The 23,690-nt window shown below is 53.3% G+C and carries 27 protein-coding genes and 2 pseudogenes; 12 read left to right on the top strand and 17 right to left on the bottom strand.

Annotated elements, in window-relative coordinates:
• Nucleotides 1–246 precede the first annotated feature (246 nt).
• Nucleotides 247–969, bottom strand: a complete 723-nt coding sequence (locus ACVLVH_RS23090) for a replication initiation protein (RefSeq protein WP_285088965.1) — start codon at nucleotides 967–969, stop codon at nucleotides 247–249.
• Nucleotides 970–1,542: 573 nt separating this feature from the next.
• A pseudogene (locus ACVLVH_RS23095) lies at nucleotides 1,543–1,791 on the bottom strand (transposase); the annotation flags it as partial.
• Between the two features lie 70 nt (nucleotides 1,792–1,861).
• Here ACVLVH_RS23095 and ACVLVH_RS23100 point away from each other — a divergent pair.
• Entirely contained in the window at nucleotides 1,862–2,107 is a 246-nt protein-coding gene (locus tag ACVLVH_RS23100; protein WP_498950277.1) for a DNA polymerase III subunit theta, read from the top strand.
• A gap of 55 nt (nucleotides 2,108–2,162) precedes the next feature.
• On the opposite strand, the gene ACVLVH_RS23105 is transcribed toward ACVLVH_RS23100, so the two are convergent.
• Nucleotides 2,163–2,396: a hypothetical protein gene (locus ACVLVH_RS23105; protein ID WP_498950211.1), complete on the bottom strand. Its 234-nt coding sequence runs from the start codon at nucleotides 2,394–2,396 to the stop codon at nucleotides 2,163–2,165.
• A 22-nt stretch (nucleotides 2,397–2,418) separates the two neighbouring features.
• Nucleotides 2,419–3,143, bottom strand: a pseudogene (locus tag ACVLVH_RS23110) (Rpn family recombination-promoting nuclease/putative transposase); the annotation flags it as partial.
• 390 nt (nucleotides 3,144–3,533) lie between these two features.
• Here ACVLVH_RS23110 and ACVLVH_RS23115 point away from each other — a divergent pair.
• Complete coding sequence (locus ACVLVH_RS23115) at nucleotides 3,534–3,779, top strand: hypothetical protein (protein ID WP_498950213.1); 246 nt, start codon at nucleotides 3,534–3,536, stop codon at nucleotides 3,777–3,779.
• Nucleotides 3,780–3,819: 40 nt separating this feature from the next.
• On the opposite strand, the gene ACVLVH_RS23120 is transcribed toward ACVLVH_RS23115, so the two are convergent.
• A complete protein-coding gene (locus ACVLVH_RS23120) occupies nucleotides 3,820–4,500 on the bottom strand; it encodes an SOS response-associated peptidase family protein (RefSeq protein ID WP_498950214.1) in 681 nt (226 codons plus the stop codon).
• A 54-nt stretch (nucleotides 4,501–4,554) separates the two neighbouring features.
• On the opposite strand from ACVLVH_RS23120, the gene ACVLVH_RS23125 reads away from it, so the two are divergent.
• A complete protein-coding gene (locus ACVLVH_RS23125; RefSeq protein WP_498950216.1) occupies nucleotides 4,555–4,800 on the top strand; it encodes a DNA polymerase III subunit theta in 246 nt (81 codons plus the stop codon).
• A gap of 44 nt (nucleotides 4,801–4,844) precedes the next feature.
• Here ACVLVH_RS23125 and ACVLVH_RS23130 read toward each other — a convergent pair whose 3' ends face one another.
• From ACVLVH_RS23130 to ACVLVH_RS23140, 3 genes are read right to left on the bottom strand one after another with little or no spacing between them, the layout of a single operon-like run.
• Nucleotides 4,845–5,078, bottom strand: a complete 234-nt coding sequence (locus ACVLVH_RS23130) for a hypothetical protein (protein WP_498950218.1) — start codon at nucleotides 5,076–5,078, stop codon at nucleotides 4,845–4,847.
• Between the two features lie 22 nt (nucleotides 5,079–5,100).
• Nucleotides 5,101–6,000 carry an Rpn family recombination-promoting nuclease/putative transposase gene (locus ACVLVH_RS23135; RefSeq protein WP_498950219.1) on the bottom strand — a complete coding sequence of 300 codons (900 nt, stop codon included), beginning with the start codon at nucleotides 5,998–6,000 and terminating at the stop codon, nucleotides 5,101–5,103.
• A 10-nt stretch (nucleotides 6,001–6,010) separates the two neighbouring features.
• Nucleotides 6,011–6,973 carry a FitA-like ribbon-helix-helix domain-containing protein gene (locus ACVLVH_RS23140; protein WP_498950220.1) on the bottom strand — a complete coding sequence of 321 codons (963 nt, stop codon included), beginning with the start codon at nucleotides 6,971–6,973 and terminating at the stop codon, nucleotides 6,011–6,013.
• 286 nt (nucleotides 6,974–7,259) lie between these two features.
• Between ACVLVH_RS23140 and ACVLVH_RS23145 the strand changes: the two genes are divergently transcribed.
• The 6 genes from ACVLVH_RS23145 (at nucleotide 7,260) to ACVLVH_RS23170 (ending at nucleotide 12,214) form a co-directional block, all read left to right on the top strand.
• The gene (locus tag ACVLVH_RS23145; protein ID WP_498950222.1) at nucleotides 7,260–7,976 is read left to right on the top strand and encodes an IclR family transcriptional regulator; all 717 of its coding nucleotides are present in this window, start codon (nucleotides 7,260–7,262) and stop codon (nucleotides 7,974–7,976) included.
• A gap of 82 nt (nucleotides 7,977–8,058) precedes the next feature.
• Entirely contained in the window at nucleotides 8,059–8,469 is a 411-nt protein-coding gene (locus ACVLVH_RS23150) for a GlcG/HbpS family heme-binding protein (RefSeq protein WP_498950224.1), read from the top strand.
• 4 nt (nucleotides 8,470–8,473) lie between these two features.
• Entirely contained in the window at nucleotides 8,474–9,652 is a 1,179-nt protein-coding gene (locus tag ACVLVH_RS23155; protein ID WP_498950226.1) for an MFS transporter, read from the top strand.
• A gap of 663 nt (nucleotides 9,653–10,315) precedes the next feature.
• The gene (locus ACVLVH_RS23160) at nucleotides 10,316–10,582 is read left to right on the top strand and encodes a hypothetical protein (protein WP_498950227.1); all 267 of its coding nucleotides are present in this window, start codon (nucleotides 10,316–10,318) and stop codon (nucleotides 10,580–10,582) included.
• A 237-nt stretch (nucleotides 10,583–10,819) separates the two neighbouring features.
• The gene (locus ACVLVH_RS23165) at nucleotides 10,820–11,347 is read left to right on the top strand and encodes a hypothetical protein (protein WP_498950228.1); all 528 of its coding nucleotides are present in this window, start codon (nucleotides 10,820–10,822) and stop codon (nucleotides 11,345–11,347) included.
• Nucleotides 11,348–11,443: 96 nt separating this feature from the next.
• The gene (locus tag ACVLVH_RS23170) at nucleotides 11,444–12,214 is read left to right on the top strand and encodes a site-specific integrase (protein ID WP_498950230.1); all 771 of its coding nucleotides are present in this window, start codon (nucleotides 11,444–11,446) and stop codon (nucleotides 12,212–12,214) included.
• Between the two features lie 116 nt (nucleotides 12,215–12,330).
• On the opposite strand, the gene ACVLVH_RS23175 is transcribed toward ACVLVH_RS23170, so the two are convergent.
• The 4 genes from ACVLVH_RS23175 to umuD all read right to left on the bottom strand — a co-directional run bounded on the left by ACVLVH_RS23175 (nucleotide 12,331) and on the right by umuD (nucleotide 15,276).
• Nucleotides 12,331–12,627 carry a hypothetical protein gene (locus ACVLVH_RS23175; RefSeq protein ID WP_498950232.1) on the bottom strand — a complete coding sequence of 99 codons (297 nt, stop codon included), beginning with the start codon at nucleotides 12,625–12,627 and terminating at the stop codon, nucleotides 12,331–12,333.
• Nucleotides 12,624–13,250: a division plane positioning ATPase MipZ gene (locus tag ACVLVH_RS23180; protein WP_498950233.1), complete on the bottom strand. Its 627-nt coding sequence runs from the start codon at nucleotides 13,248–13,250 to the stop codon at nucleotides 12,624–12,626. Before ACVLVH_RS23180 ends, ACVLVH_RS23175 begins: the two co-directional genes overlap by 4 nt.
• Before the next feature lie 293 nt (nucleotides 13,251–13,543).
• A complete protein-coding gene (gene umuC, locus ACVLVH_RS23185; protein ID WP_498950234.1) occupies nucleotides 13,544–14,818 on the bottom strand; it encodes a translesion error-prone DNA polymerase V subunit UmuC in 1,275 nt (424 codons plus the stop codon).
• An 8-nt stretch (nucleotides 14,819–14,826) separates the two neighbouring features.
• Nucleotides 14,827–15,276 (bottom strand): translesion error-prone DNA polymerase V autoproteolytic subunit, encoded by a 450-nt coding sequence (gene umuD / locus ACVLVH_RS23190; protein WP_498950236.1) that lies wholly within the window; start codon nucleotides 15,274–15,276, stop codon nucleotides 14,827–14,829.
• Nucleotides 15,277–15,796: 520 nt separating this feature from the next.
• Here umuD and ACVLVH_RS23195 point away from each other — a divergent pair.
• The 3 genes from ACVLVH_RS23195 (at nucleotide 15,797) to ACVLVH_RS23205 (ending at nucleotide 18,431) form a co-directional block, all read left to right on the top strand.
• Entirely contained in the window at nucleotides 15,797–16,015 is a 219-nt protein-coding gene (locus ACVLVH_RS23195; protein ID WP_498950237.1) for an XRE family transcriptional regulator, read from the top strand.
• Nucleotides 16,016–16,212: 197 nt separating this feature from the next.
• Nucleotides 16,213–16,485: a hypothetical protein gene (locus ACVLVH_RS23200; RefSeq protein ID WP_498950239.1), complete on the top strand. Its 273-nt coding sequence runs from the start codon at nucleotides 16,213–16,215 to the stop codon at nucleotides 16,483–16,485.
• Nucleotides 16,486–17,942: 1,457 nt separating this feature from the next.
• Nucleotides 17,943–18,431: a DinB family protein gene (locus tag ACVLVH_RS23205; RefSeq protein WP_271460964.1), complete on the top strand. Its 489-nt coding sequence runs from the start codon at nucleotides 17,943–17,945 to the stop codon at nucleotides 18,429–18,431.
• A 118-nt stretch (nucleotides 18,432–18,549) separates the two neighbouring features.
• Here the strand turns inward: ACVLVH_RS23205 and ACVLVH_RS23210 are convergent, their stop codons facing one another.
• From ACVLVH_RS23210 to ACVLVH_RS23230, 5 genes are all read right to left on the bottom strand, one after another.
• Nucleotides 18,550–19,002 (bottom strand): acyltransferase, encoded by a 453-nt coding sequence (locus ACVLVH_RS23210; protein ID WP_271460965.1) that lies wholly within the window; start codon nucleotides 19,000–19,002, stop codon nucleotides 18,550–18,552.
• Between the two features lie 255 nt (nucleotides 19,003–19,257).
• Nucleotides 19,258–19,635: a RidA family protein gene (locus ACVLVH_RS23215; RefSeq protein WP_061719065.1), complete on the bottom strand. Its 378-nt coding sequence runs from the start codon at nucleotides 19,633–19,635 to the stop codon at nucleotides 19,258–19,260.
• 341 nt (nucleotides 19,636–19,976) lie between these two features.
• A complete protein-coding gene (locus ACVLVH_RS23220) occupies nucleotides 19,977–21,236 on the bottom strand; it encodes a glycerate kinase type-2 family protein (RefSeq protein WP_498950241.1) in 1,260 nt (419 codons plus the stop codon).
• A gap of 2 nt (nucleotides 21,237–21,238) precedes the next feature.
• Entirely contained in the window at nucleotides 21,239–22,327 is a 1,089-nt protein-coding gene (locus ACVLVH_RS23225) for a tartrate dehydrogenase (protein ID WP_498950243.1), read from the bottom strand.
• 14 nt (nucleotides 22,328–22,341) lie between these two features.
• Nucleotides 22,342–23,655 carry an MFS transporter gene (locus tag ACVLVH_RS23230; RefSeq protein ID WP_061719068.1) on the bottom strand — a complete coding sequence of 438 codons (1,314 nt, stop codon included), beginning with the start codon at nucleotides 23,653–23,655 and terminating at the stop codon, nucleotides 22,342–22,344.
• Nucleotides 23,656–23,690 lie beyond the last annotated feature (35 nt).

Here is a 23,690-nt window from a genome sequence, read left to right on the forward strand (position 1 = left end):
CAGGCGCGAAGACGCGGATTGGTGCTTTTACGGGGCAGCCGGTGTGGGAAACAGGTAAAGTTTACGCGTGCGTCCGCGGGAAATCCTGTCCGGAGTCAGCAATCTGTTGGAAAAGGTCATGTTATCAGGGAGGAGCGGCAGGCCCGTATGGGAAACACATCAAGTTCAGAGCAGAGTTACTGTGGGAAACGCATCAACTTTGGAACCGTATGGGAAAAAGGTCAACTTTTGCGATGCCTCAGCCCGTCAGCTGATGGCCAGTGGCTTATCCATTACGCTGAACAGCAGCCGGCCGTCATCCTGAGTGCGGTAGCTGACCCGTAACGGCGTTTTCTCGTTGATTTTCTTGATAGCCGGCTCGAGGAAGGTTCGCTTCATCTCCGCCTTATTCGACCGCTGCGAGTCCGGGAGCATAAACCGCTCACAGAGCCATTCATGATCCGTTACCCACGTGCCGGTGCTGCGGAACTGGCACAGGCTCTCATAAAGGCGGATGACCTTCACGCTGTTGAGCTGGCCACAGTCATAGAGGGAATAAGTGGTGAACTGAGAGGACAGGCCTACCAGGAAAGGCATCACCTTGTAGTTAAACTCGATCTGCCATGAGCCCCTGCCACGCTTCATTCCCGCCTCAGAAAGCCACGGACGCGTAACCTGCTCAAACTCGCCGTCCCTTGGATAAAAGGTCACGGTGGACTCACCCAGCGCCTTCACCCCGGCCTTCACATCCCGGCTGGCCACCGCGGTAGCAACGTTAAAATACTTTACGTAGTCTGAGACGCTTACGCTGAAGAGGGGCAATACATCAGACTCAAGGTCTTCGGAGGCCTCGCTGAAATAGGCCTGCATCAGGCACAGCCACAGTACGCGTTTTGCCTGAAGAGGAAGGTAATAGGCGGCTTCCGTAAGCTCATTGGATTGCTTGATGCTTACCTTTTTTTTAAAACTTTTCAGCGAGATAGTGCTCATCCAAAGCCTTTGTGGGTAAAAAAATAATTACCCATATTCGCATCAGGCGAGAAAATTGCAACTCCTGATCCCGCACTTATTAACATGTGAATAAACAGTTTTATAACTTGATGTCTTTCCCACAGCTTGTTGATGCATTTCCCATCTGAAGGTGCTTCAGATCCCACAGAAAGTTGCGCCGCCCCCCATGCGGAGTTGTGGAGGATCCCATTACGGATCCGGTCCAAACCACGTACACCATGGCCTGGCAGCGCGCTAAAAAGCCTAAAAATCATAAAATACTGAAAAGTCCTTTAAAACTTAGTCCTGTGGACAGTATGCATAACCCCTTCCTGCGGGTAAGAACCGGGCGTAAGCAGAAAATGCAGATGCGGGTGACGTGTCGCTTCCTCGGTCATTCGCGAGCGGGCTCGGTCATGACCTGCGGCGAGCGTTAATGGATATGCAGTAAATCCCCAAACAGCAGTACTTCATTTTTTTCCAGTTTGGTCTGTCATCTATCTGTCTTTCCTTGATTACACCGGTTCCGGCAGAACTGGATCCAAACTTTCATTGACCAATTGAATCTACAGCGGCTTTTTTTAATATGTCCCATTCGTCGGTAACCCGCTTCAGCTCTTTCTGAAGACGGCGGATCTCGGCCTGAGCATCTGTCTGTTCATTATTACTGGAAGAATCAGGACCGTACTTTTTTACCCAGGCATAGAGACTGTGTGTGGTGATATCAAGCCGGGTGGCGACGCTTGCGATGGAATGACCACGATCAACGACCTGTTTAACCGCTTCAATTTTGAACTCTTCGGGATAACGTTTACCGCTCATGGGCACCTCTCTTTAAGCCATCTTAAATGACTCTGAGGTGTCTGTTAAACCTGTGGCGATTCAATTTAACATGAAACACAATTTAGCCGCACGAAGCACGGAAGAACGCGCAAAGGTCAACGTGGATCTGGCCGCATCAGGCGTGGCGTACAAAGAGCGCCTTAACCTTCCCGTTATCCCGGCCGAAGCTGAAAGGCAGCAGCCAGAGGAATTGCGCGAATACTTCAGGGAACGGCTGCAGTATTACCGGAATCTGGCCCTGCAGTTCCCCCGGGGGACCGATCCGGTTTATCAAAAGGAACCTAAGGCAGAATGAAAGGCGATAACGTCCGGGGCAGGTATGGACATAAGCCCCCAGGCAGGGGCCCGGCTTACTTCTGATGCGATGAGGCCGGCGATCCCAGCATAATGCCGATCATCGAGAGCCCGGCAATAAACAGCCCCGCAATCACGATCACGCCGGTCAGCTCTGTCACCTGATTTTTGTCCATCCATGAGGTCATCAGATGAGCGCCGTCATCCAGCAGCGTGCGTAACCCTGCCGGCAACCAGGACGCCAGTGCATGGGCGCCGCCGTCAATTAATTTCGTCAGTTCATTGGACATGGTTTCGTTATCCCTGGACAAATCAGTGGCGAATTTTTGCGAGATCGTCGTCCGACAGCCCGGTCAGTTCCCTTACCGACTCCAGCGGAATGCCTTTTGCCAGCAGGTTGCGGGCAACCTCCATTTTACCTTCCTGACGCCCTTCCATGCGCCCTTTCTCCAGTCCCTTCTGCTCAAGCTGCTGTGCAATCGTCATCAGTTCGTCCTCATGCTGCGGCACTCTCTGCGCCAGGTTGCGTACGAAGGCTTCGGCATCGTCGGTTTCGCCCGCCTGTACGAGGTAGTTTATCAGCGAAACCAGCTGCTGTCCCGTCAGGTGACCGGCCATCAGGGTGGCGGCCAGCCGGTCCAGCAGGTCGGCAAGGTCGCGCCGGTGAATGTGCTTTTGCAGCAGAGTTAGCGCCGCCATGCTGCGGTGGTTCATGATCTCCTCGTCCGGGATAACCGTGACGTCGACCAGCGGGAACGGTGCGCCGTAGAGGCGACCGGCCAGCGCCGGATCGTCAAACTCCTGCAGCCAGTCGGTGGAGTACGGGTACGGGCTGCGCCGTCCGGTGTAGAACAGGACGGGGATGACCAGCGGCAGCTTTTATGCCCGGCGTCGAGGTGGCGCTGCATGGCGGCCACGGCGTAACGCATCAGGCGGAACGCCATGTGGCGGTCGGGCGTCGACTGGTGCTCGATGAACACGTGAATATAGCCGTCGCCGGCGGCGGTTTTCAGGCTGTAAAGCACGTCGCTGTAGTAGGGGTCCGCTTGGAATTCGGAAATTATCCTACGTTAAGCGTTTCGAGCATAAGGGGTGATTTCTTTCCAGTGAGCGCTAGCCCCTGACCGTAAGGGATGTACGTAATCGTTCGGTTTCGGACACAGAAACGCCGTAGCCCCGCCATTCGGACAACAACCAAGAGTGCTTTGGTTAAAAAGTAGTCTTAGCGTGGTTTATTTTCCGTTTTCCAAGCGGACCCCATTACTGACCTGCGATCATCACTATCTGTCCGAAATTTGTACTCATTCCGCTCGCGGCGATGGTAACCTGAGATTAAGACTTCTCAGGCGGCGGGCTGTTCGTCCTGATACGCCTGTTTCACTGAAAGCATGCATTCATTATCGTATACGGCGTCAGCAGGAGTCATGATGAGCACTGATGAAGATGAAACCGACGAGGAAATTTATCACGATGCCTGCTTTGCGGCCGGCATGTGCTGTCTGAAGCTCGCCAGCGAGGGCGGAGAAATTAACCGTGAGCGACTGGCCATCGAGCTGATGCGGTTGCTGGGTGCCGTGATCGAGAAAAGAGAAGAATGTCCCTCCTCGCTGCTGTTCGCTATCGAGCAGATGCGCGGGGAGCCGGACAAAGAGATGGATGAGGAGTCAGACTGAAACCACTGTCACAGCTGATGCCTCCGGTGGCGCCAGGAGTTCAGCCATTATCGTCCGTGACAGGCTCTACCAGCTCCCAGCCCTGATTGTGAATGTTGCCCACCTTTTTGCTGACCGGATGCCATGTAAAAGTTTTTTCCGGTAAGGCTGCATCATGCGCGATTTCTTCCGCCCTTTCGGGCGTCGTATCCTGACTCAGCCACTCGCGAACGGCGTCAGGGTAAATCACCAGAGGGCGTCTGTCGTGAATGTCGACCATACCCTGATTGGTCGATGACGTCACAATGACAAACCCTTCTTTGCCGTGATCCTGACCGTAAGGCTGTTTACCGATAGCGGCAAAAAAGAGTGGCTGATTGTCCTTGTGATGGATGAAAAACGGCTGTTTGCTGTTTCCCTTTTTTTGCCATTCAAACCAGCCATTTGCGGGCACGACTGCGCGTCCGTGGTGCCACAGCGGCTTAAACATACGGCCGCTTGCAGCCGTTTCGCCGCGTGCGTTAATCAGCGGCTGCCTGTCCCAGCACTCCGGGCCATAGCCCCAGAAAACCGGGTCAAGATGCAGCTCATCCCCGCGATCGTTCAGCAGCAGTACCTTCGTGCCGGGCGCGACGTTATACCGCCCGATGGCTTCAGGGTCATACGTAATTTCATCCGGTTTCAGGCCGAGCGCGTCAAAATACTCATACCGGCTGCTGTACTGCGCAAATCGTCCGCACATAGTCACCTCCTGCAGTAAGGATAGCGGGGTATACTGACGTCAGGAGGATTCAACATGACACAGAATTTAGCTGCACGAAGCCCGGAAGAACGTGCGAAGGTCAACGTGGATCTGGCCGCCTCAGGCGTGGCGTACAGAGAGCGCCTGAATCTGCCCGTTATCCCGTCTGAGGCTGAAAGGCAGCAGCCGGAGGAACTGCGCGAATACTTCAGGGAACGGCTGCAGTATTACCGTAATCAGGCCCTGCAGTACCCGCGCGGGACCGATCCGGTTTATCAGAAAGAACCAAAGGGGGAATGACGTCCGTGGCAGGTACGGGCAGAGACCCTGAGCCGGGGCTCTTTTTACTTCTGAGGCGCTGAGATAAACGAGCCCAGCATAATGCCGATCATCGCGAGTCCGGTAATATAGAGCCCCGCTATCACGATCACGCCGGACAGCTCCGTCAGCTGGTTTGTTTCAAACCACGATGTCATCAGATGAGCGCCGTCATCGAGCACCGTGCGTAATCCGTCCGGCAGCCAGGACGTCAGCGTCTCGGCGCCACCGTCAAGTAATCCTGTCAGCTCATTAGCCATGGTTTCTTTATCCGGTTTTCAGTCAATGGAGGATCTGTTCCAGGTCTTTTTCAGTCAGCCCGGTCAGGTTCATCACTGTCGGATTATCCAGCCCCTTCTCCAGCATGGCACGCGCAATTTTAAGGGTCGCTTCACGCTCACCTTCTGCACGCCCCTGCTCCCGGCCTTTCTGCTCCAGCTGCTGTGCAATCGTCATCAGTTCATCCTCATGCTGCGGCACTCTCTGCGCCAGGTTGCGTACGAAGGCTTCGGCGTCGTCGGTTTCGCCCGCCTGTACGAGGTAGTTTATCAGCGAAACCAGCTGCTGTCCCGTGAGGTGACCGGCCAGCAGGGTGGTGGCCAGACGGTCCAGCAGGTCGGCCAGGTCGCGCCGGTGGATGTGCTTCTGCAGCAGGGTCAGCGCGGCCATGCTGCGGTGGTGCATGATCTCCTCGTCCGGGATCACCGTAACGTCGACCAGCGGGAAAGGACTGCCGTAGAGGCGCACGGCCAGCGCCGGATCGTCAAACTCCTGCAGCCAGTCGGTGGAGTACGGGTACGGGCTGCGCTTTCCGGTATAGAACAGCACCGGGATGACCAGCGGCAGCTTTTTGTGTCCGGCGTCGAGGTGGCGCTGCATGGCGGCTACGGCGTAGCGCATCAGGCGGAATGCCATGTGGCGGTCGGGCGTCGACTGATGCTCGATGAGGACGTGAATATAGCCCTCACCGGCGGCGGTCTTCAGGCTGTACAGCACGTCGCTGTAGTAGGCGCGAAGGCTTTCCTCCACAAAGCTGCCGGATTCCAGCTTCAGGGTGCTGAGATCGCAGGCGGCGCGCAGATCTGCCGGCAGGTGCAGCTCGATAAAGTCACGGGCCGTTTCCGGGTGCGTCAGAAAGGCCTTGAAGGCGGCGTCGTGGGGTACCGGCGTGGTTTTTTTCATGTTCAGGTCCTCAGGCCGCGGCGCCGTCCGGCGCGTCGCGGACTTCACTAAGCATATAAGTCAGCTCAGAAGCATCTGACGTCCAGCGGTCGGGCAGGTTGCCCTGCAGGAGTTCCGGCAGCCAGTCGGTCTGCGCGAGCGCCGAGTTGCGGGCATAGTAGCAGGGGTGGTGCAGGCCGGTGTCGTCGCTGTTTTCAGCGCGGTCAAAACTGTCCGCTTTGAGGTGAATGCGTCGGGCCTTGAGGAACTGCAGAAACCGCTTCAGGTTACCCATGCCGCCGCTGCCCATGCCGTCCTGCAGGCAGAATCGTCCACCCATGTAGCCCGCTCCCCACGCACCCGTGTTTCTGTCGTTGCGGATGGAGAAAAGCTGGCCGTCCGCAAACCGGATGAGGTAAAAGCGCCAGTCTCCGCGTTCTTCCGGACAGAAAAATTGCTCGTAGTCAGCGGGATTACCGATGTCGGCGGCCGGGAACGGATCCGACCTCCCTTCTATCAGCCAGTCGCGGCAGCAGCCGGTAAAATCCGCGATGCGGGCGGCGGCGTCAAAGGAAAGCGGCTCCAGGCCGTCCATCCAGTCAAGAATGCGGGCCGGCGAGCTTTCACCGACCTGGCGGGCCAGCTGCACCACGGTGCCGGCCCCGCGGAACTGCCAGAAATCGTCAGCCTGCAGTTGTGCGCTGAGCTGACGCAGGCGGCGGGCGGTATCCTGCTGCCACTGCTGGCGCAGCGACAGCACTTCACTGCCCGCGGGGGGGTAAGCGGCTGCCAGGGTGTGGCGAAGCTCACCCTCCAGCGATCGCTCATTGCGCGCGGCGGCGGCGGCCACCCGCTCGTATAAATCGTCAGGAATGTTTCGCGCCTGCAGTTTTTGCATGATATTAATCTCGATATGGTTACTGTTTTTTAATGTGATTTCAATATGACTCATATTGAGTTCGTAATCAATTAAGTGATTATATTTAGTTTTCATTATGAGTTTTTGTCTGTTCGTCTGTCTGTCATGATCCGGAAAAAGGTAAAATCGGAAGTTTGTAGGGGACGGATTTTAAGCTTAGGTGGTGCGCCTTTGGTTGCCTTGCCGACGGAGACCAGAATATGCAGGGAAGAGGATCGTTTCCGCCGTAATGTCGGTTGCTGCATAGCCCCGGTATGCCGGCTGAGAGACGAGCACCGGTCGTCTCTCAGCCGGCATATGCCCGAATGGCTCCGGACCTGTTACTCTCTTTTCATCATTATTCTGCTCAGGATTTCAGGCCGTGAATCAGCGTAAATACATACAGTCCGTAGAGAGGGCCATGTTGCTTCTTGAAACACTGGTCACCCGCAACGAAGGATTCCGTCTGGCCGAACTGTCAGAACATTTTTCACTGAATAAAACCACGTTACACGGGTTGCTCGCCACGCTTACTTCGCTTGGATACGTTTCACGTCGTGGGCAGTATTATATTGCAGGGCTGCGGTTACGGGATGTTGCCCGGCCGCTCACGGATACGGACCAGCAACTCCGGGAACTCTTTACTCCCGCACTCCGCAGGCTCGCTGTTCTCAGTAGCGAAACCTGCTGGCTGGCTGTGCCATGTGGTACACGTGAGTATCTCTATATTGACGCGATTGAAGGCGGAGGTTCGCTGCGTGTCGCCAGTCCCAGGGGGATACGGGAGGGACTGACCACTTCAGCAATCGGACGTGTCTTTCTTGCTTTTGATGATGACCTGACGAGAACCCTCAGAAAGGAAGGGTTTATCAATGACAAACTCAATAGTGAGCTGCTCTGTATTGCTAAATCTGGGTATGCTCTTGATTTAGAGGAGGCGGAGGAAGGACTTAACTGCCTCGCGCTCCCTCTGCGACAGCATGGTTATGTGGTCGCCGCGCTGGGAATGGCAGGCCCTTCTCATCGCCTGCATCCTGACTATCTCAGACGGCTGGCTGTCAGGGTAATGCGGGAGATGTTTGACATTATCAAACTTTAACAGCTGATAGCTGGCATTGCTTGGGCAATATAATCCCGGTCGGCTATAAAAAATACTCTTTCATTAACCGGAGTGTTTTTATATGTTCGAGAAAATTTCACGTGATGCCATTCGTACAATTACCTCACTGGCTCAGGAAAAGCACCTGTCGGTATGTATCAGTATTGTGGACGACGCCGGCCTGCTGAGAAGCTTCCTGCGAATGGACGGTGCTGTAGCTGGCGCAATTGATGTTTCCATAAAAAAAGCTCGCACCGCAGCCTTGTTTGGTTCTGATTCAGCCTCCCTTGGGCAGGAAGCCCGTCCGGGCGGGAAAGTTTATTCACTGGAGTCGACTAACGGAGGCTTAATCAGTTTTGGGGGGGGGGTTGTTCTGCGGGATGATCGCGGCGCTATCCTTGGCGCGGTTGGCGTGGCCGGGGCTACGGTAGATTCAGACCAGCAGCTCGCTCTGTCAGGAGCAGCGGCAACGTCAGCTGCAGGCAGAGTGTAACGTTATGCAGCGTATTCATCCCGGTTTGCTGGCATTGTCCGTGACAGCGTTTGCTATTGGTATGGCCGAATTTATCGTTGTAGGGATTCTGCCTGAAATCGCGACAGCACTGACCATTGATCTACCCCGTGCCGGCAACCTTGTGGGTTTGTATGCGCTGGCCCTGGCCGTCGGTACACCGTTACTGGTGATGGTGATCTCTGGCTACCCGCCAAAACCTGTGCTGACAGTCCTGATCATTATGTTTCTGGCAGGAAGCCTGCTTTCGGCACTGGCGGACAGTTACCCTCTTTTTCTTACCGGGCGACTGATAACCGCCGTAGCGCATGGCAGTTTTTTCGCCATCGGTGCGACGGTCGCCGCCCGGATAGCCCCTGCGGGGAAAGAAGGTAAGGCCATAGCCGTTATGTTTGCCGGACTGACTCTGGCCATGGTTATTGGGGTACCGCTCGGCAGCTTTATTGGTCAGATAATGGGCTGGCGGGTGCCATTAATCATGGTGAGTTTACTGGCTCTTCTTGCATTACTGTCAACCATGTTCTGGCTGCCAGGCATCAGAAAGAGCGAATCCGGTAACGTAAGGGAACAGTTGCAGGCTCTGTCACATCCGGCAATCCTGACCATGATGAGCATTACTGTACTTGCCTTCGGGGCCAGTTTTGCAGCCTTTACGTTTGTGATCCCCATTCTGACGACACTCAGCGGATTTTCTTCTGAAGTTGCAAGTTTTCTGTTGATGGTTTTCGGGGTGGCCACACTGACCGGTAACCTGGCTGGCGGTCATTTTTCATCGACCCGTGGCTGGTCCGTAACGCTGGGTACACAGATTGTGTTGCTGGCCGTGTCATTAATAGCTCTGGCTGTTTTTCTTCAGTGGAAACCAGCGGTCATTGGGTTACTTTTCCTGTGGGGAGTTCTGGCATTTGGGATATCTCCTGCGGTGCAGCAGGGCATGTTGTCAGTGGCAGAACGCTACACTCCGCGAGCCGTCGGATTTGCTTCTGCCCTGAATATATCTGCTTTTAATCTGGGGATTTTCTGCGGGGAAAATATCGGCAGTGTATTCGTGCACCATAATAAGCTCGCATACACTCCCTTTGCCGGGGCGGGAATGTGCCTGCTAGCTCTGCTTCCCCTCCGGTTACTGGTCAGATATATCCGCTGTCAGACGACACAGGAATAATTGTTGCTGATGAAACAATAATGATTGTGTCCTGTATTCTGCTTTTCCCGTGCTTAAATTCAGGGAAAGTGAAACACCTGTAATGACCGCAAGCAATCACCTGCGGGTAAGCATTGTTCCGCAGAGTTAACCATCATGTTCCAGTGTCACTATGAGAGGCGACCGCGCAATCCCGGAATACCGGGATTGTGCTCATTAAATGCACTTAATCCACATATTATTGCACCTGAATCAATAATTCCCCATTAACAATAATCCATTGTTTTTTGTGCTTATACGTCAATAATCCGTGTTACCCTCTCAAGAGATCCGAAAAATACCAGAACCGGATCTTTACCTAGTCAGGGGCGGTTTTCCGCGCCAAAAACCACATGTAGTGTTCTGTTGCTGCTACAGGCACTACATACGGGATTTGTCAGAGAAAGACAGGGAGGGAAGCGGCGCTTGACCCGCCGGCCCGGGCGTGCCACGCTTCCGGGAAAGTGGTGAATCTGGAAGAAATAGGATCCAGCGCGCAGGGTGATGCGTTAATTGCTATGAGTTACTGTATCCTTGCTTATAGATTTATGGGTTATTATAAGATTGGTGATTATTTCTTTTGTTATCAGAATGATGATGGCAGCTACTTTTTTGTTATTTCATATCTGAACAGACTGAGGCGCTATGGCCAGACCTAACCTGCTTGATGTCTATATTGCCCTTTCTCACCCGGGTCAAAATCATCTTTGGCTGGAAGAGTTCAGGGAAGATGAGTACCCGCTGTACCTTGAAGTGATGGACTTCCAAGGATTCATACTTGCCTACTGGACCGAGGGTGATGCTGGTTGGTCTTACACTGCTGACCCTTTACGTTCTAGAATCCCCTGCCTGGAAGCAGTGCCGCTTACCAAAAACGAAGCGAATTTCAGAATAATGATGGATCGGTGTTGACTGATAGAAAATCGGCACGAATACAATTCATAAAGGAGAATCTATGCAAGCTGACGATCTGGCAAACGGGGCTATCGCCGTCGCGTCACATCCAATCACGGTACAGGTAACTAACCAGGGTCCAGGGATCTGGGGGAACGTGGCCACCGGTCTGATCACTGCTTGTGCCGCTATTGCGGCTGTAATGCTGACGCACCGTTATACCCTACACAGGGAAAAGCAGGCGTCACAAGAAAGTTGACACAGGAACAGTATTTTATTTCAACGGAGCTGGTCTTTCTGCTGGAACGATTTGCAGAAGAATGCATCCCCGTTGCATGTGATACGGGTACTTTCGATGACGAAGATGGTCGACTTACCTCCGGGACTGTCTTCCCTAAGTTTGATTATTCTGGCGTTACCGGCGACTGGCGATCGCTGCCTCCCCGGCTTGTTTACCGGCTACGCGAGCTGACTGTAATGCAGGAAGAATCTCAACGGCTGATTCATCTTTCGTTTGAGTGGGATGACCTGATGGAGCCAACAGAAAGTTTTTCTATAAGGCAGTATCAGGCTGTCCGTTTGGGAATGAAGGCCAAAATTCAGGCGGAGCATCTTCGTCGGCTGTGCAGTATGCCTGCCGGTGCTCGCCTGCACGATCAGAAAACTGCAGGAGCTGCACTCTGGCGTTTATGGCGTAAGCATCGCAAAGCAGAAGTCGGGCGCCTTGTGAATGCCAAACTGTTTCGTGAGTTCGCCCGTGAGCATCAGCCAGAAGCCCCATAAATTTTCCGTCACGAATCTTTATTTCTGGCGGCCTTATACACAATCACGCTTTTTTAAGTTGCTCTAGCGAGTAACCATTATGGAGAGCACGAAACAATGACTGGACTTGTCTCGTATGGGGACGGTAGGCTTTCCACGTCACTACCGGTAGCTATTGATTACCCTGCAGCTCTTGCACTGCGCCAGATGGCATCACTGGTTGACGACCTGCCAAAGTACCTGCTGGCGCCGGAGGTCAGCGCCCTGCTCCACTTCATGCCCGACCTGCGCCGCAAGATGCTGTTCACCACGCTGTGGAATACCGGTGCGCGCATCAGCGAGGCGCTGGCGCTGACGAGAGGGGACTTTCTGCTGCGCCAGCAGTACCCGTTCGTGCAGTTGGCCACGCTGAAGCAGCGTGAGGAAAAGGCCGAGCACCGCGCCGGACGTCGGGCGGTGAGCGTTGTGCCCCACCGCCTGGTTCCGCTGTCCGACGCGCAGTACGTGACGCAGCTGGAGATGATGATTGCCACCCTGCGCATTCCGCTGGAGCGCCGCAGTGAAAAGACGGGCCGGATGGAGCGGGTACGCCTGTGGGAGGTCACTGACCGCACTGCGCGCACCTGGCTGAATGAGGCCGTCGAAGCAGCGGCGTCAGAGGGAGTTAGTTTCTCAATACCGGTCACCCTGCACACCTTTCGGCACAGCTACGCCATGCACATGCTCTACGCCGGCACGCCACTCAAAGCGCTGCAGAGCCTGCTCGGGCACAAGAGCGCCAAGTCGACGGAGATTTACACGCGGGTGTTTGCGCTGGACGTGACGGCCAGAAACAGGGTGCAGTTTCAGATGTCAGGAACTGATGCTGTGGCAATGCTTAAAAAATAAGAATTGTTATATAATTAATAGGTTATCATCTTGTTATCCTGGTATCTAATTAAGATAACAAGATAACAAGATAACAAGATAACAAGATAACAAGATGACAAGATAACAAGTTGCACTTATTGTAACTTTGCTGAGTTAATCAGCTTTGACCGCTCGTTCTCACTCAATTTTTCGAAAGCCATAACTGCAGCTCGCACAACATCCGAACGGTTTACACGCAGTCCGGAGTTGTTCATCTCATCACGAATGCAGTTATCTATTGATTGAAGATTGGAATCTGCAAACGAGATGCTCACGGGCTTAGCTTTACTTTTCGATGAATTTTTCTTCTCAGTGATCACACCGAGTCCTGCAGTGCCACCGTTAATGAATGCGCTCTCGTCTTTAGGTGGAGTGTTTGCTCTGTTCCTCACAATACCAACTCCTTAACCAAGGCTGAGATCTCTTCCTGAGCTTTTTCATTCTGTGTTTCATAGATAGTTAATGACTCTGCCCAGGCATCTCTATGGGCTTTCCGATCGCATATGCGGGATGTGGCTAACTGCATCTGGGGATAATCAGCCAGTACTTCAGCTGCTTGATGCGCCTCATTAACAAACATATTCGTAGGGGCCATGTTGAGGACTAAAAAACCTCTAACATTCTCATTAAAGTCTTTAGCTGCGGTAAATACTTCGCAAGTGTGTGGGACGACATCTAAATCCATTTGTGATGGTCTAAGCGGCGAAATAAAAACATCCGCTGACATCAACCCACTTCGCATTTCTGCACTATCACGACCTGCACAATCAGCGATGACATAGTCATAAGACTTTGCATGTTCTTTAAGCATAGCCTTTATATTACCTGTGGCACCGGTAACTGGAATGTGTGGAAGAGATTCAGAACGGTTGTTATACCAGGTCAATACAGATTTTTGGTCATCTGCATCTACGATTATGACCGACTTACCCTGCGACTTAAGGCATGACGCAATCGATACTGCAAGAGTACTTTTACCCACGCCACCCTTCTGACTTCCTAGTACGATAATCATAACAACCTCGATTAATAACAAGATATGATCTTATCATAATCATATCTTGTTATCTTAACAAGATAATTTTAATGGCATAGGTTTATGATTAATAAGATATTATTATCTTATTATCTTATTATCTTATTATCTTATTATCTTATTAACTTGTTATGGGCGGCAGTTGTGGGTATGTAACGGCTCAGTTAAGCGGTTAGCAACTCCTGCCAAACTAATCCTGACTGCTGATGCGCTGCTCATCACGTGCAGCGCTGATAACGATCGGCTTCTTATCCGGATTTGTTCGACAGACCTTATCTGACAAATGCCACAGGGATATCTTTCCAGTTTGTCGTCCATGCAGGTGATAGCAGCTCCCGTTTCATTTTCCACTCGTTGTTCACTCCCTGACGCGCAAACCACAGGTTTCCCAGCCCGGACTGGTTAATACCGTCCAGCACCTTCATCAGCTGCGCACTGTTTTTTCTCGGCTGATCTTCATCGAACAGGTTCAGCTGGCTGACGCCATGCGGCGTGAAGTCATCAAGCATGATGCCTGCCGTCATATAACGGCGACCTTCCACCCAGATGCGGTCCAGCGATCGCATGGCCACCTCAATGACGTCACGCGTATCCTGCGTCGGACGCGGGAGCTTCTCGCCGGCGCTGTTGCCGTAGAACACCTCATCTTTCGCGTGCGGCGAGGTGCGGATAAATACGCCAACGTGCCGGCAGAACTGGCGCTCTTTCCTTAGCTTCTCGGCAGCGCGCGTGGCGTACTGGCAGAGCGCCTCCTGCATGGCCACCTTTGTAGTAATGCGTTCGCCAAAAGAGCGGCTGGAGACGATCTGCTGCTTTGCCGGCGGCATCTCCTCAAGCGGTATGCAGGATTCGCCGTTGAGTTCGCGCACGGTTCGCTCAAGCACAACGCCGAAATTTTTGCGGATCAGGGCAGGGTGCGCTCGCGCCAGCTGCAGGGCGTTTTCAATACCCATCAGGGTAAGGCGCTTGCCGATGCGACGTCCCACACCCCAGATTTCCTCTACGGGCTGATTGGCCAGCAGCGTTTCAGTGCGCCTGGGATTACCGGGCGTCAGCGCCAGCACGCCGCGGAACTGCTTCCATTCCTTGCTTGCCCATTGTGCTGATTTCGCGAGGGTTTTTGACGGGCCCATGCCCACGCCGACGGTCAGGCCAATGGTGGACAGTACGTGCGCGCGCAGGCGCCGGCCAAAGTGCTCAAAGTCCTCGCAGCCATCGATGCCGCTTAAATCGAGGAACATTTCATCAATGGAGTACTGTTCTACCCGGGGCGTCATTTCTTCCAGTGCTGTCATAAGGCGCTGTGATATCGAGTGGTACAAAGCGTAATTGCTTGAAAATACGTGAACTTTTTCAGGGTATTCCTGTGCTTTAAGCTGAAACCAGGGCATACCCATTTTTATATTCAGAGCGATGGCTTCGACGGATCTCGCGATAACACAGCCATCGTTATTGCTTAACACCACCACGGGTTTGCCGCGCAGGTCAGGGCGGAACAAGGTCTCGCATCGGGCATAAAACTTGTTCGCGTCGGCTAATCCAAACATAGGCATGGTTACCTCCGGCGCGCGCGCGTACTGTTAAAAAACCATGTGACCACGCCAAGCAGCTGCAGCTCTTCCGGATAGATAACGGGGTAGGCCGGATTCATGGGCAGCAGCGCAAGGCACGGCTGCAGCTGCAGGCGCTTGACCGTGAACTCGCCGTCTACTTCCGCGATGACGATGTCGTGGTGCGCGGCTTCTTCTGCCCGATCAACCACCATGACGTCGCCGTCAAACAGGCCGAGATCCTGCATGCTGTTGCCGCTGGCGCGCACGAAGAACGTCGACGCGCGCCGGCGAATGCAGAGTTCGTTGAGGTCGAGCTCTTTTTCGACGTAATCCTGCGCCGGTGAAGGAAAGCCGGCCGCGCAGGGGTCAGCAAACATTGGCACGCGCACACGCGGCGTGAATATGGGTGGCCAGAGCAGCATTAGGCCGGAAGCGTACGCCGCGGGTTTCATGTTGCTGCCCCCGGGATGTACACAGGGTGACGGGTGAGTGCTGTAGGTAAGTCGCGCATAAAATCCTCCTCATAATAATACTGTCTATGCATACAGTATTAAGGGGCGGGATTTAGATGGCAAGAGGAGACAGGCAGTTACGTGCCGTAAACGGTTTTATGTGGCTGAGAGGCATGCGAAAATTTTTTTGAACCTGACCTATGATGAGGCCGGGCAAGAGATGCGTACGGATGCGTTCTCTGGCTGTACTCCAGCAGCCCGGCCTTCCGCGGCCGGGCTTCTTAAACTGCTTTATCTGATTTCGGGTCGGGTGCGTAAGCAGTCTCTGCCGGTTCCGGTGAAATGACGCTTCCTCGCACAGCTGTTCGTTCCTCGCGCTGCTGCGGTACGCCTCAGCCGTGACTGCGGCGAGCGTTGCGGGCTGACAGTTGACGGCAGGTACTTCTTTCCGGACCCGTTGTGCAGGGCAGGCGAATCGCCTGAATCTGGAAAACCCTCCCTTAATTGTCCGGGGCAACCTATGGATGGTCACACCTCTCCCGCACGCTTTCTCGCTTATCTTCTGGCTGAGCACTACGTCTCCGTTTCGCAGCGGTGTGACCGCAGCGGGCTGGACAGCGATATCGTCTGGGATTTTCTGGCGGGGCACCTGCCGGTGAAGCAGACGCTGGCCGACCAGCTGGGCGTCGTTTTTCACTCCCCGGATTCTGGATCACCCGGCAGGCACTATGGGGCATGACGGATGCAGGGCCCGGCCAGATGGTGACGGTGTGCAGCTGTGCTAAATTAAGGCTCGCCGGTACGGGTTATAGGCTCCGTATTTCACCAGGGGTTAAATAGACTGTCCCCGTACCGGCATCCTTCCCCGTCATGCTTCTGAACTACGGACCTCCGCATGGCACTCTCAGACAGGCATACTTTACTCCGGAGGTAGCTATGAGTTCTGATGATATGAAAGCATTCATAAGGGAAAACCGCAGGCGGGCGCAGGAAATGCAGGAGTACGTTATCCGCTATGCTGACGCGCGGGATGCGGTTGGTAATGTGGCCATCCGCATCTGGCAGGCGGGTCATGAGATAAATCACGATACCCTCATGGAATGCCTGCGCGACCGGCTGGCGCTGGCGCGCACAACCGGCGATGAAAACAGTCAGGCATACCTGCAGCTGGCCATCAGTTCGCTGGAGTTTAATAAGGGCAGGCTGTAAGGAAAAAACGTCCCCTGCGGCGGACCCCGCTGGGGAAAAGGAGTCGTCTGGTGAGCCAGCTTATCGTGCCAGTATACTGAGTTTAGCAGCGGACGGGCGTCTGTCCCGACGGCAATTCAGGTTCGTCAGCTAAGTGCCAAACGCGGACACTGGCGATTGTAATTTGCTTCGGGACCAGTACGAGGCGATTTTCTTTTGCTACTCACATGGACTCGGTAAAACGCCCAATCTGCCGAACTGCTTTGCAGGAACGAAAAAAGGCGGGGTGGAAAACCCCCGCCTTTGTTCAAGTTCCTTCAGCCATTAGCGGCGTCCGGTCAGTTGCTGAATCGCAACGATAAGCTTTACTCCGGTTAGCATTATCTGCATCACCAGGAGGACAGTTCCTAAAGTTATCACTTCGGCATCTCCGTATTCAGGAGAGCGCCACACGCCGCTTATGCCCTTGGACTTCCCTCACGGCGCGTATCAATCACTAGTCGATACATGCAGCACCCTATAAGTGGGGGCAGACCGGACGGCTCCACCCGTTTCCGGTCGGGAGAATTCGTTACCTTCACCCGTTAGTGCTGCACTCAAACCGACAAGCCCGAACATTATAAGCCAACAATGGGGTTGACGTATATTGACGGGGCCGTCAATAGTGCTAAAATTGCATCACTAGTCGATACATGCAGCACCCTGTTCCTGAGCACGGCTTCCAACCGTACCCGGAACTGAAAATAAACCTGGTCTTCCAAACCGGGTTTTTTTTCGCCCTCAGTAAGCATTTCTCTCGCATTGCATTACTTATGCTCATCATACACAAATAGCACGAATTGCTAAAGCTTTTTAAAAAAGTTGTGATTGTGTTTTTCGCATGTCTACTTTTTTCTACTGTTTGGTAAAACGCCTATAGCACCGAAGTTATGCAATACAGATGTATTACATGGCACCCACGCCAGCTGGCGGCGTTTCGGTAAAACGCCCATAAGACCGAATCGCCCCGCTGCGGCGCGTAATACTATATGTAGTGCCTCTCTCAGCTGAGAACCATACCAGATATCGTGGTCAGGCGGTCAGCGCCGGGTCAGGCCGCGCCGGTTGCCCCGCTGCGCCATTCGGTAAAACTCCGGTAAGAGAGGGTTTCCCCGAATCAGAATCTGCGCCAGCGAAGTTTTATTCTTGCTTTTTACAGAGTTCACAATCGCGAGTTATAAGGTGTCATTCTGACATCAAGCCTATGTCCGCTGGGTATTTACATTCACTTGACTACCCATTTGCGTCTTGCTTGACCGCGTTTTTGCATTTCACTTGGTCATCTCCAACAAAAAAAGCAGTCAAAATCCTGCCAGATTGACTGGCAGCTAAGAGCGAAGAGCGGACCTTGTTTATGCTTATACTTTTTGAATTAGAACCCCTGCTTCATAAACTACTTATTGATATGCTATCGGAACTGGCAAATCAGGAAGAAATTCATGGACAAGAACACACTGGTTACACTCTTGAAATTTAAGCGCTGGATTGATGCTGAAACGCTAAAAGCAGTTAAAGGTATCAGTGAATCTGCTTATGCAGAAAAGCGTCATCTGATGTTAAGACTGATGAACCATATACATGTGGTAGACATGATTTTTAGAGCAAATATTTCGGGTCAGCAGCATGGTTACACTGCCCTGAACACCCCTGAAACACCCTCAGTAGATGAGCTTGAGATCAAAATGGACGACGTTACAAACTGGTATATCCGTCGCGTAAGCTCAATGTCTCCTGCTGATTTAAGAGAAACTATTAAGTTCAGCTTTGTCGATGGTGGTGAGGGAGAAATGACTGCTACAGATATGCTAAATCACATGCTTTTTCACGGAACTTACCATCGTGGGGCTGTAGGCTGGTTAATTTCTGAGTGCGAAGGTATTCCGCCGAAAGATGTGCTGACAGTTTTTCTGAGAGATCATAATCACTGACAGGTAAATTCTTCAGCCCTTCACCTATTAAGCGGCTTTAAGGGCCGCTTTGGCGAAAAGCCTACCTTAACGACCTGCGATGGCGATAAATTTGGGCTAAAATTTTCAGAGATAATGCTTAGAGTTCTCTCAACAGTCTGGCTGGATTGCCAGCATACACCCCTTTAATTAACACAGGCTTTGTAACCACGCTACCTGCACCAATCACCGCACCACTGCAAATGTCCGTTGTTAAGATAGTTGCTCCGCTCCCCACGGTTACTGCGTTACCTAATACGATATGTATCCAGCTTTCTGAAGCAGCATCAGGACCGCCATTCTTGAACAGGTCGTTAACAAAGGTTACGCCATGGCCGATAAAACAGTCCTTACCCAAGGTAACGTTCTCACAGATAAAAGTATGAGACTGTACTCGGGTTCTGTCGCCTATAACGCATCCCTTTTGTATCTCTACAAATGGTCCTACAAAAACATCATCGCCCAGTTCACACTCATAGATGTTTACCGGCGTGATTACTTTCACATTTTCACCTTGTTTTACGTTACGAATGCCACTTTCAATAACCTTCATATGAGCTGAGTCCTTACTCGAGATGATTCGGCTAAAAGCTTGAACAGTTTTTATCTTCACCAAGTGCCCAAATTAACCTGCTTTCACTCATTCGCGCACTATGATGCTCGCATTGTCCGCTTCTGGCACGAAGCGGACCAAGTAACTGAGCTAAAGGTCTGCTCTGAGCGAGAAACGGAAGTTATTTCTTAGAGAAGGTTTGATAAAACGGCGTTAGAGCCGAACAGTTGTCACTATCCGGCTATGAGCAATGAATCAAAGGCCGAATATAGCCTCAATTTCTATCGAGAGGTCAGGTGAGAAAAGGCGGCTGACTTCTACGAGCGAGCTGGCGGGCAAGTGATCGCCGTAATTTCGGTACAGCACTTTGCGTAGCCCGTTTATCTCCTCAAAGGAGGTGATAAATATAGTCACCTTGATTAGTGCTGAAAAATCTATCTCTTCTTCGCTGGCAATTTTCCTGATTTGGCTGAATATTTCTTCGGCCTGCTCAACAATGCCTTCATGTTGTGCCGCTGTGCCAAACGCGGTCAGGCCGGAAATATAGAGCGTGTTGCCATGCTTTACTGAATGGACGTAAGGAGCCTTTACTTCACCTAACGCACGGTAATTCTTTCTTAACAGATTGCTCATGCAGATGGCCTTTTTGAAAGGGAACAAACCACAACCTTACCATTCCACTGTGAATGCTCAACATTGATTGGCGTATCGTAAAGTATGCAATGTCCGCCTTTTGGCACAAAGCAGACAGACGCTGGCCTGCGTCCACTGTGAGTGAGAAACGGACTAAATCCAGGGGCTTGACTGGCTTTGATAGGGAGAAGGGATTTTCAACCGCGCAAACTGGACACGACAGGCTGTAGCTTTCCAGGAAAGAGGATCAGGGGAAGCAGGCAGAAACGTTACAAACTGGCTAAGGCTGAACAACGCTAAGCATAAATATTGCTCTCCCGTGCCGCAGGAGAGCAACAGGCTCAGGCAATTAATATTGCCCGGATGTCATTTACGTTGGTTAAAGTCGGGCCGGTTATCAGCAAATCATCAAGCGCGTGAAAATAACTGTAACTGTCATGTCCATCGAGATAATTAACCGCATTAAGGCCACTCATTTTGCCGCGGGTCAGCGTGTCCGGAAAGACCATCGCGCCTGCTGCATCTTCGGTGCCGTCAATACCATCACTGTCGCCAGCTACTGCCCAGATACCGTTTTCACCCTGCAATGCGCAAGCAAGGCTGAGCAAAAACTCGGTGTTGCGCCCGCCTTTTCCGGGCTGACCGTTGTTGACCGTCACGGTGGTTTCACCACCCGACAACAGCACAGCAGGACCGGAAACCGGATGCCCATACTGCTTCACCGACCTGGCGATACCGGCCATGACCACGGCCACTTCACGGCTTTCACCTTCAATCGCATCGCCCAGAATAAGCGGCGTGAGTCCGTGATTGCGGGCAGCGACTGCCGCCTGGTGTAATGCCAGCGCAGGTGTGGCGATCAGCCTGACTTCACCGTTCGCTACGTTTTTCACTGGGTTGGCCGGCTGGTTTAACAGGTTGCGAACAGCTTCGGGGATAGCGATGTCGTAGCGCTGCAGTACCTGGAGCGCATCATTCGGCATACTGTGGTCGGCAACGGTGGGGCCAGACGCTACGTCTGCCGGATTATCGCCCGGCACGTCACTGATAATCAGTGACACGATACGGGCCGGTTGCGCCAGCGCCGCCAGCTTGCCACCTTTCACCGCGGAGAGGTGACGACGTACCAGATTCATCTCTTTGATGTTGGCGCCACAGTGTAGCAGAGACCGGGTGATTTTCTGCTTATCGGACAGCGTTAATCCCGGCGCGGGAAGCGCCATCAGCGCAGAACCCCCACCGGAAATCAGTGCCAGAACCAGATCATCCGGTGTTAATCCGCGTAATGTCTCCACAATCAGCATTGCGGCCGTTTCACTCATCGCATCCGATACGGGATGCGCCGCCTCGATAATGCGGATGCGGCCCGCGGGCACCGTGTGACCGTAACGCGTCACTACCACGCCTGACACATCCACATCCGGCCAGGCCGCATCCACCGCTGCTGCCATCGCTGCTGAAGCTTTACCGGCACCGATCACCACGCAACGGCCGCGTGGCTTTTCCGGCAGGTTCGGAGGGATCACCGGCCCGGCGCGGGCGCTGTCGACAGCCTGCTGAAAGATATCATGCAGGATCGCTGCGGCCTGTTCATTTTTCATGGTTATGCGATCTCGGCAACGTCAGCTTTGGCTTCGATAAATTGCACCACGGCGCGGGTGACGTCAGCGGTACTGGCGGTGCCGCCGACATCTGGCGTCAGAATGCCTTTCTTACACACGTATTCGATGCCTTCCATGATCAGCGCAGCGGCGTCGCGTTCGCCCAGATGTTCAAGCATTTGCACGGCGGTCCAGAAGGTCGCAACCGGATTAGCGATGCCTTTGCCGGTGATATCAAATGCTGAACCATGGATCGGTTCGAACATGGAAGGGAACCGGCGTTCCGGATCGATATTTGCAGTAGGCGCCACGCCCAGACTGCCTGCCAGCGCCCCGGCCAGATCAGAAAGAATATCGGCATGCAGGTTGGTGGCAACAATGGTATCCAGCGTCTGCGGATGCAGTGTCATACGGTGCGTCATGGCATCGACCAGCATTTTGTCCCACTGCACATCCGGGAACTCCAGCGCTACCTCAGCGGCAATTTCATCCCACATCACCATACCGTGACGCTGGGCATTGGATTTGGTCACTACGGTAAGCAGCTTGCGCGGACGTGACTGCGCCAGTTTGAAGGCATAACGCATGATGCGGGTGACCCCAACGCGGGTGAATATTGCCACTTCGGTACCCACCTCTTCCGGTAAGCCCCGATGCGCACGACCGCCGTTACCGGAGTATTCGCCCTCAGAGTTTTCACGCACGATGACCCAGTCAAGATCGCCCGGACCACGGTTCCGTAATGGTGAAGTCACGCCAGGCAGGATTTTGGTTGGCCGTACATTGGCGTACTGGTCAAAGCCCTGGCAAATCGGTAGACGCAGACCCCAAAGGGTGATGTGGTCAGGCACATCGGGTGCTCCCACCGCGCCGAAGTAAATAGCGTCGAACTTCTTCAGCGTGTTCAGTCCCTCTTCCGGCATCATCACGCCATGATTTTTGTAGTAATCCGAACCCCAGTCAAAGGTCTCTACATCAAACTTCAGCTGCGGATCGCGACGTGTCAGCGCATGCAGTACTTCAACACCTGCTGAAATGACTTCCGGACCGATACCGTCGGCAGGTATGGCTGCAATTTTGTAATTACGCATAGTTACTTCTCCAGTCAATGATGGGTATGAGGATGAGGAATCTCTGCCGTTTGCGGTTTATTTGCTTTGGCAGAAAGAATGAGGACAATCAGAGCTGATAATCCCAGCAGCCCCGCGACAAAGTAGAGGCCCCAGCTGTAGCTGCCGGTTTGCTGACGGATCACGCCAATCATCATCGGACCGACAAAACCGCCGAGATTGCCGATGGAGTTGATAGTAGCGATACCCGCTGCCGCTGCCGGTCCGCTGAGAAACACGGTTGGCATGCTCCACAGTGGGGGTTTCGATGCGCTGATCCCTACGGTGACCAGCGTTAAGGCGATAATAACGGCGAACAGCGTGCTGACGTTACCGGCATAAATCAGTCCGGCTGCTGCCAGCAGACAGGCGCCAATTACATGCCAGCTGCGCTCTTTAGTACGGTCGGAATGACGTGCCCACAGGATCATGGCGATAACGCCTATGACAGCCGGGAAGGCGTTAAGGAAACCAATTTCAAGCGATGATGCACCGAAGCTGCGGATGATTTGCGGCGACCATATGCCAAGCGTGTACAAGCCAGCGGACGTACCGAAATAAACCAGTGCCAGTGCCAGCACGCGCTTATCCGCCAGTCCTTGCCATGCGCTACTGTGGCTCTGTTTTGCCGCACGTGCCAGCTCCTCGGCCTGCATGGTGTTTTCCAGCCAGGTACGTTCTTCGTCAGTCAGCCATTTGGCTTTGGCCGGGCGGTCAGTAAGGTAGAACAACACGATAACGCCGAGCATCAGCGCGGGGACGGCTTCCAGTAAAAACATCCACTGCCAGCCGGCGTAGCCGAGAAAACCATGCATCTCCAGCAGGGCAGCTGAAATAGGCGATCCCAGTGCTGTTGAGAGCGGGGCAGCGGCCATGAAGATAGCCGTGACCTGCGCGCGTTTTGCTGCCGGGAACCAGTAGCTGAGATAGAGGATGATACCCGGGAAGAAACCGGCCTCAGCCACGCCGAGCAGGAAGCGCAGAATATAGAAGCTGGTAGTGCCCTGCACAAAAGCCATACAGCCAGAGACTAAGCCCCAGGTAATCATCACGCGGGCGATCCAGATACGGGCGCCCACTTTATGGAGGATTAAGTTTGATGGGACTTCAAAAAGGAAATATCCGAGGAAGAAAATGCCGGCACCCAGCCCAAAGACTGTTGGCGAAAAGCCCAGATCCTGGTTCATGGTCAGGGCAGCAAAACCAATGTTCACCCGGTCGAGAAACGCAATGAAATACAGCAGCATAATAAAAGGAATGATGCGCAGGGTCACCTTTCGCATAACCTTTTTTTCGAGGTCGTTATTCATTTCAGGATGCTCCACAGTCATGTAGGGTTGTTATC

Source organism: Kluyvera sp. 1366, assembly GCF_054823405.1.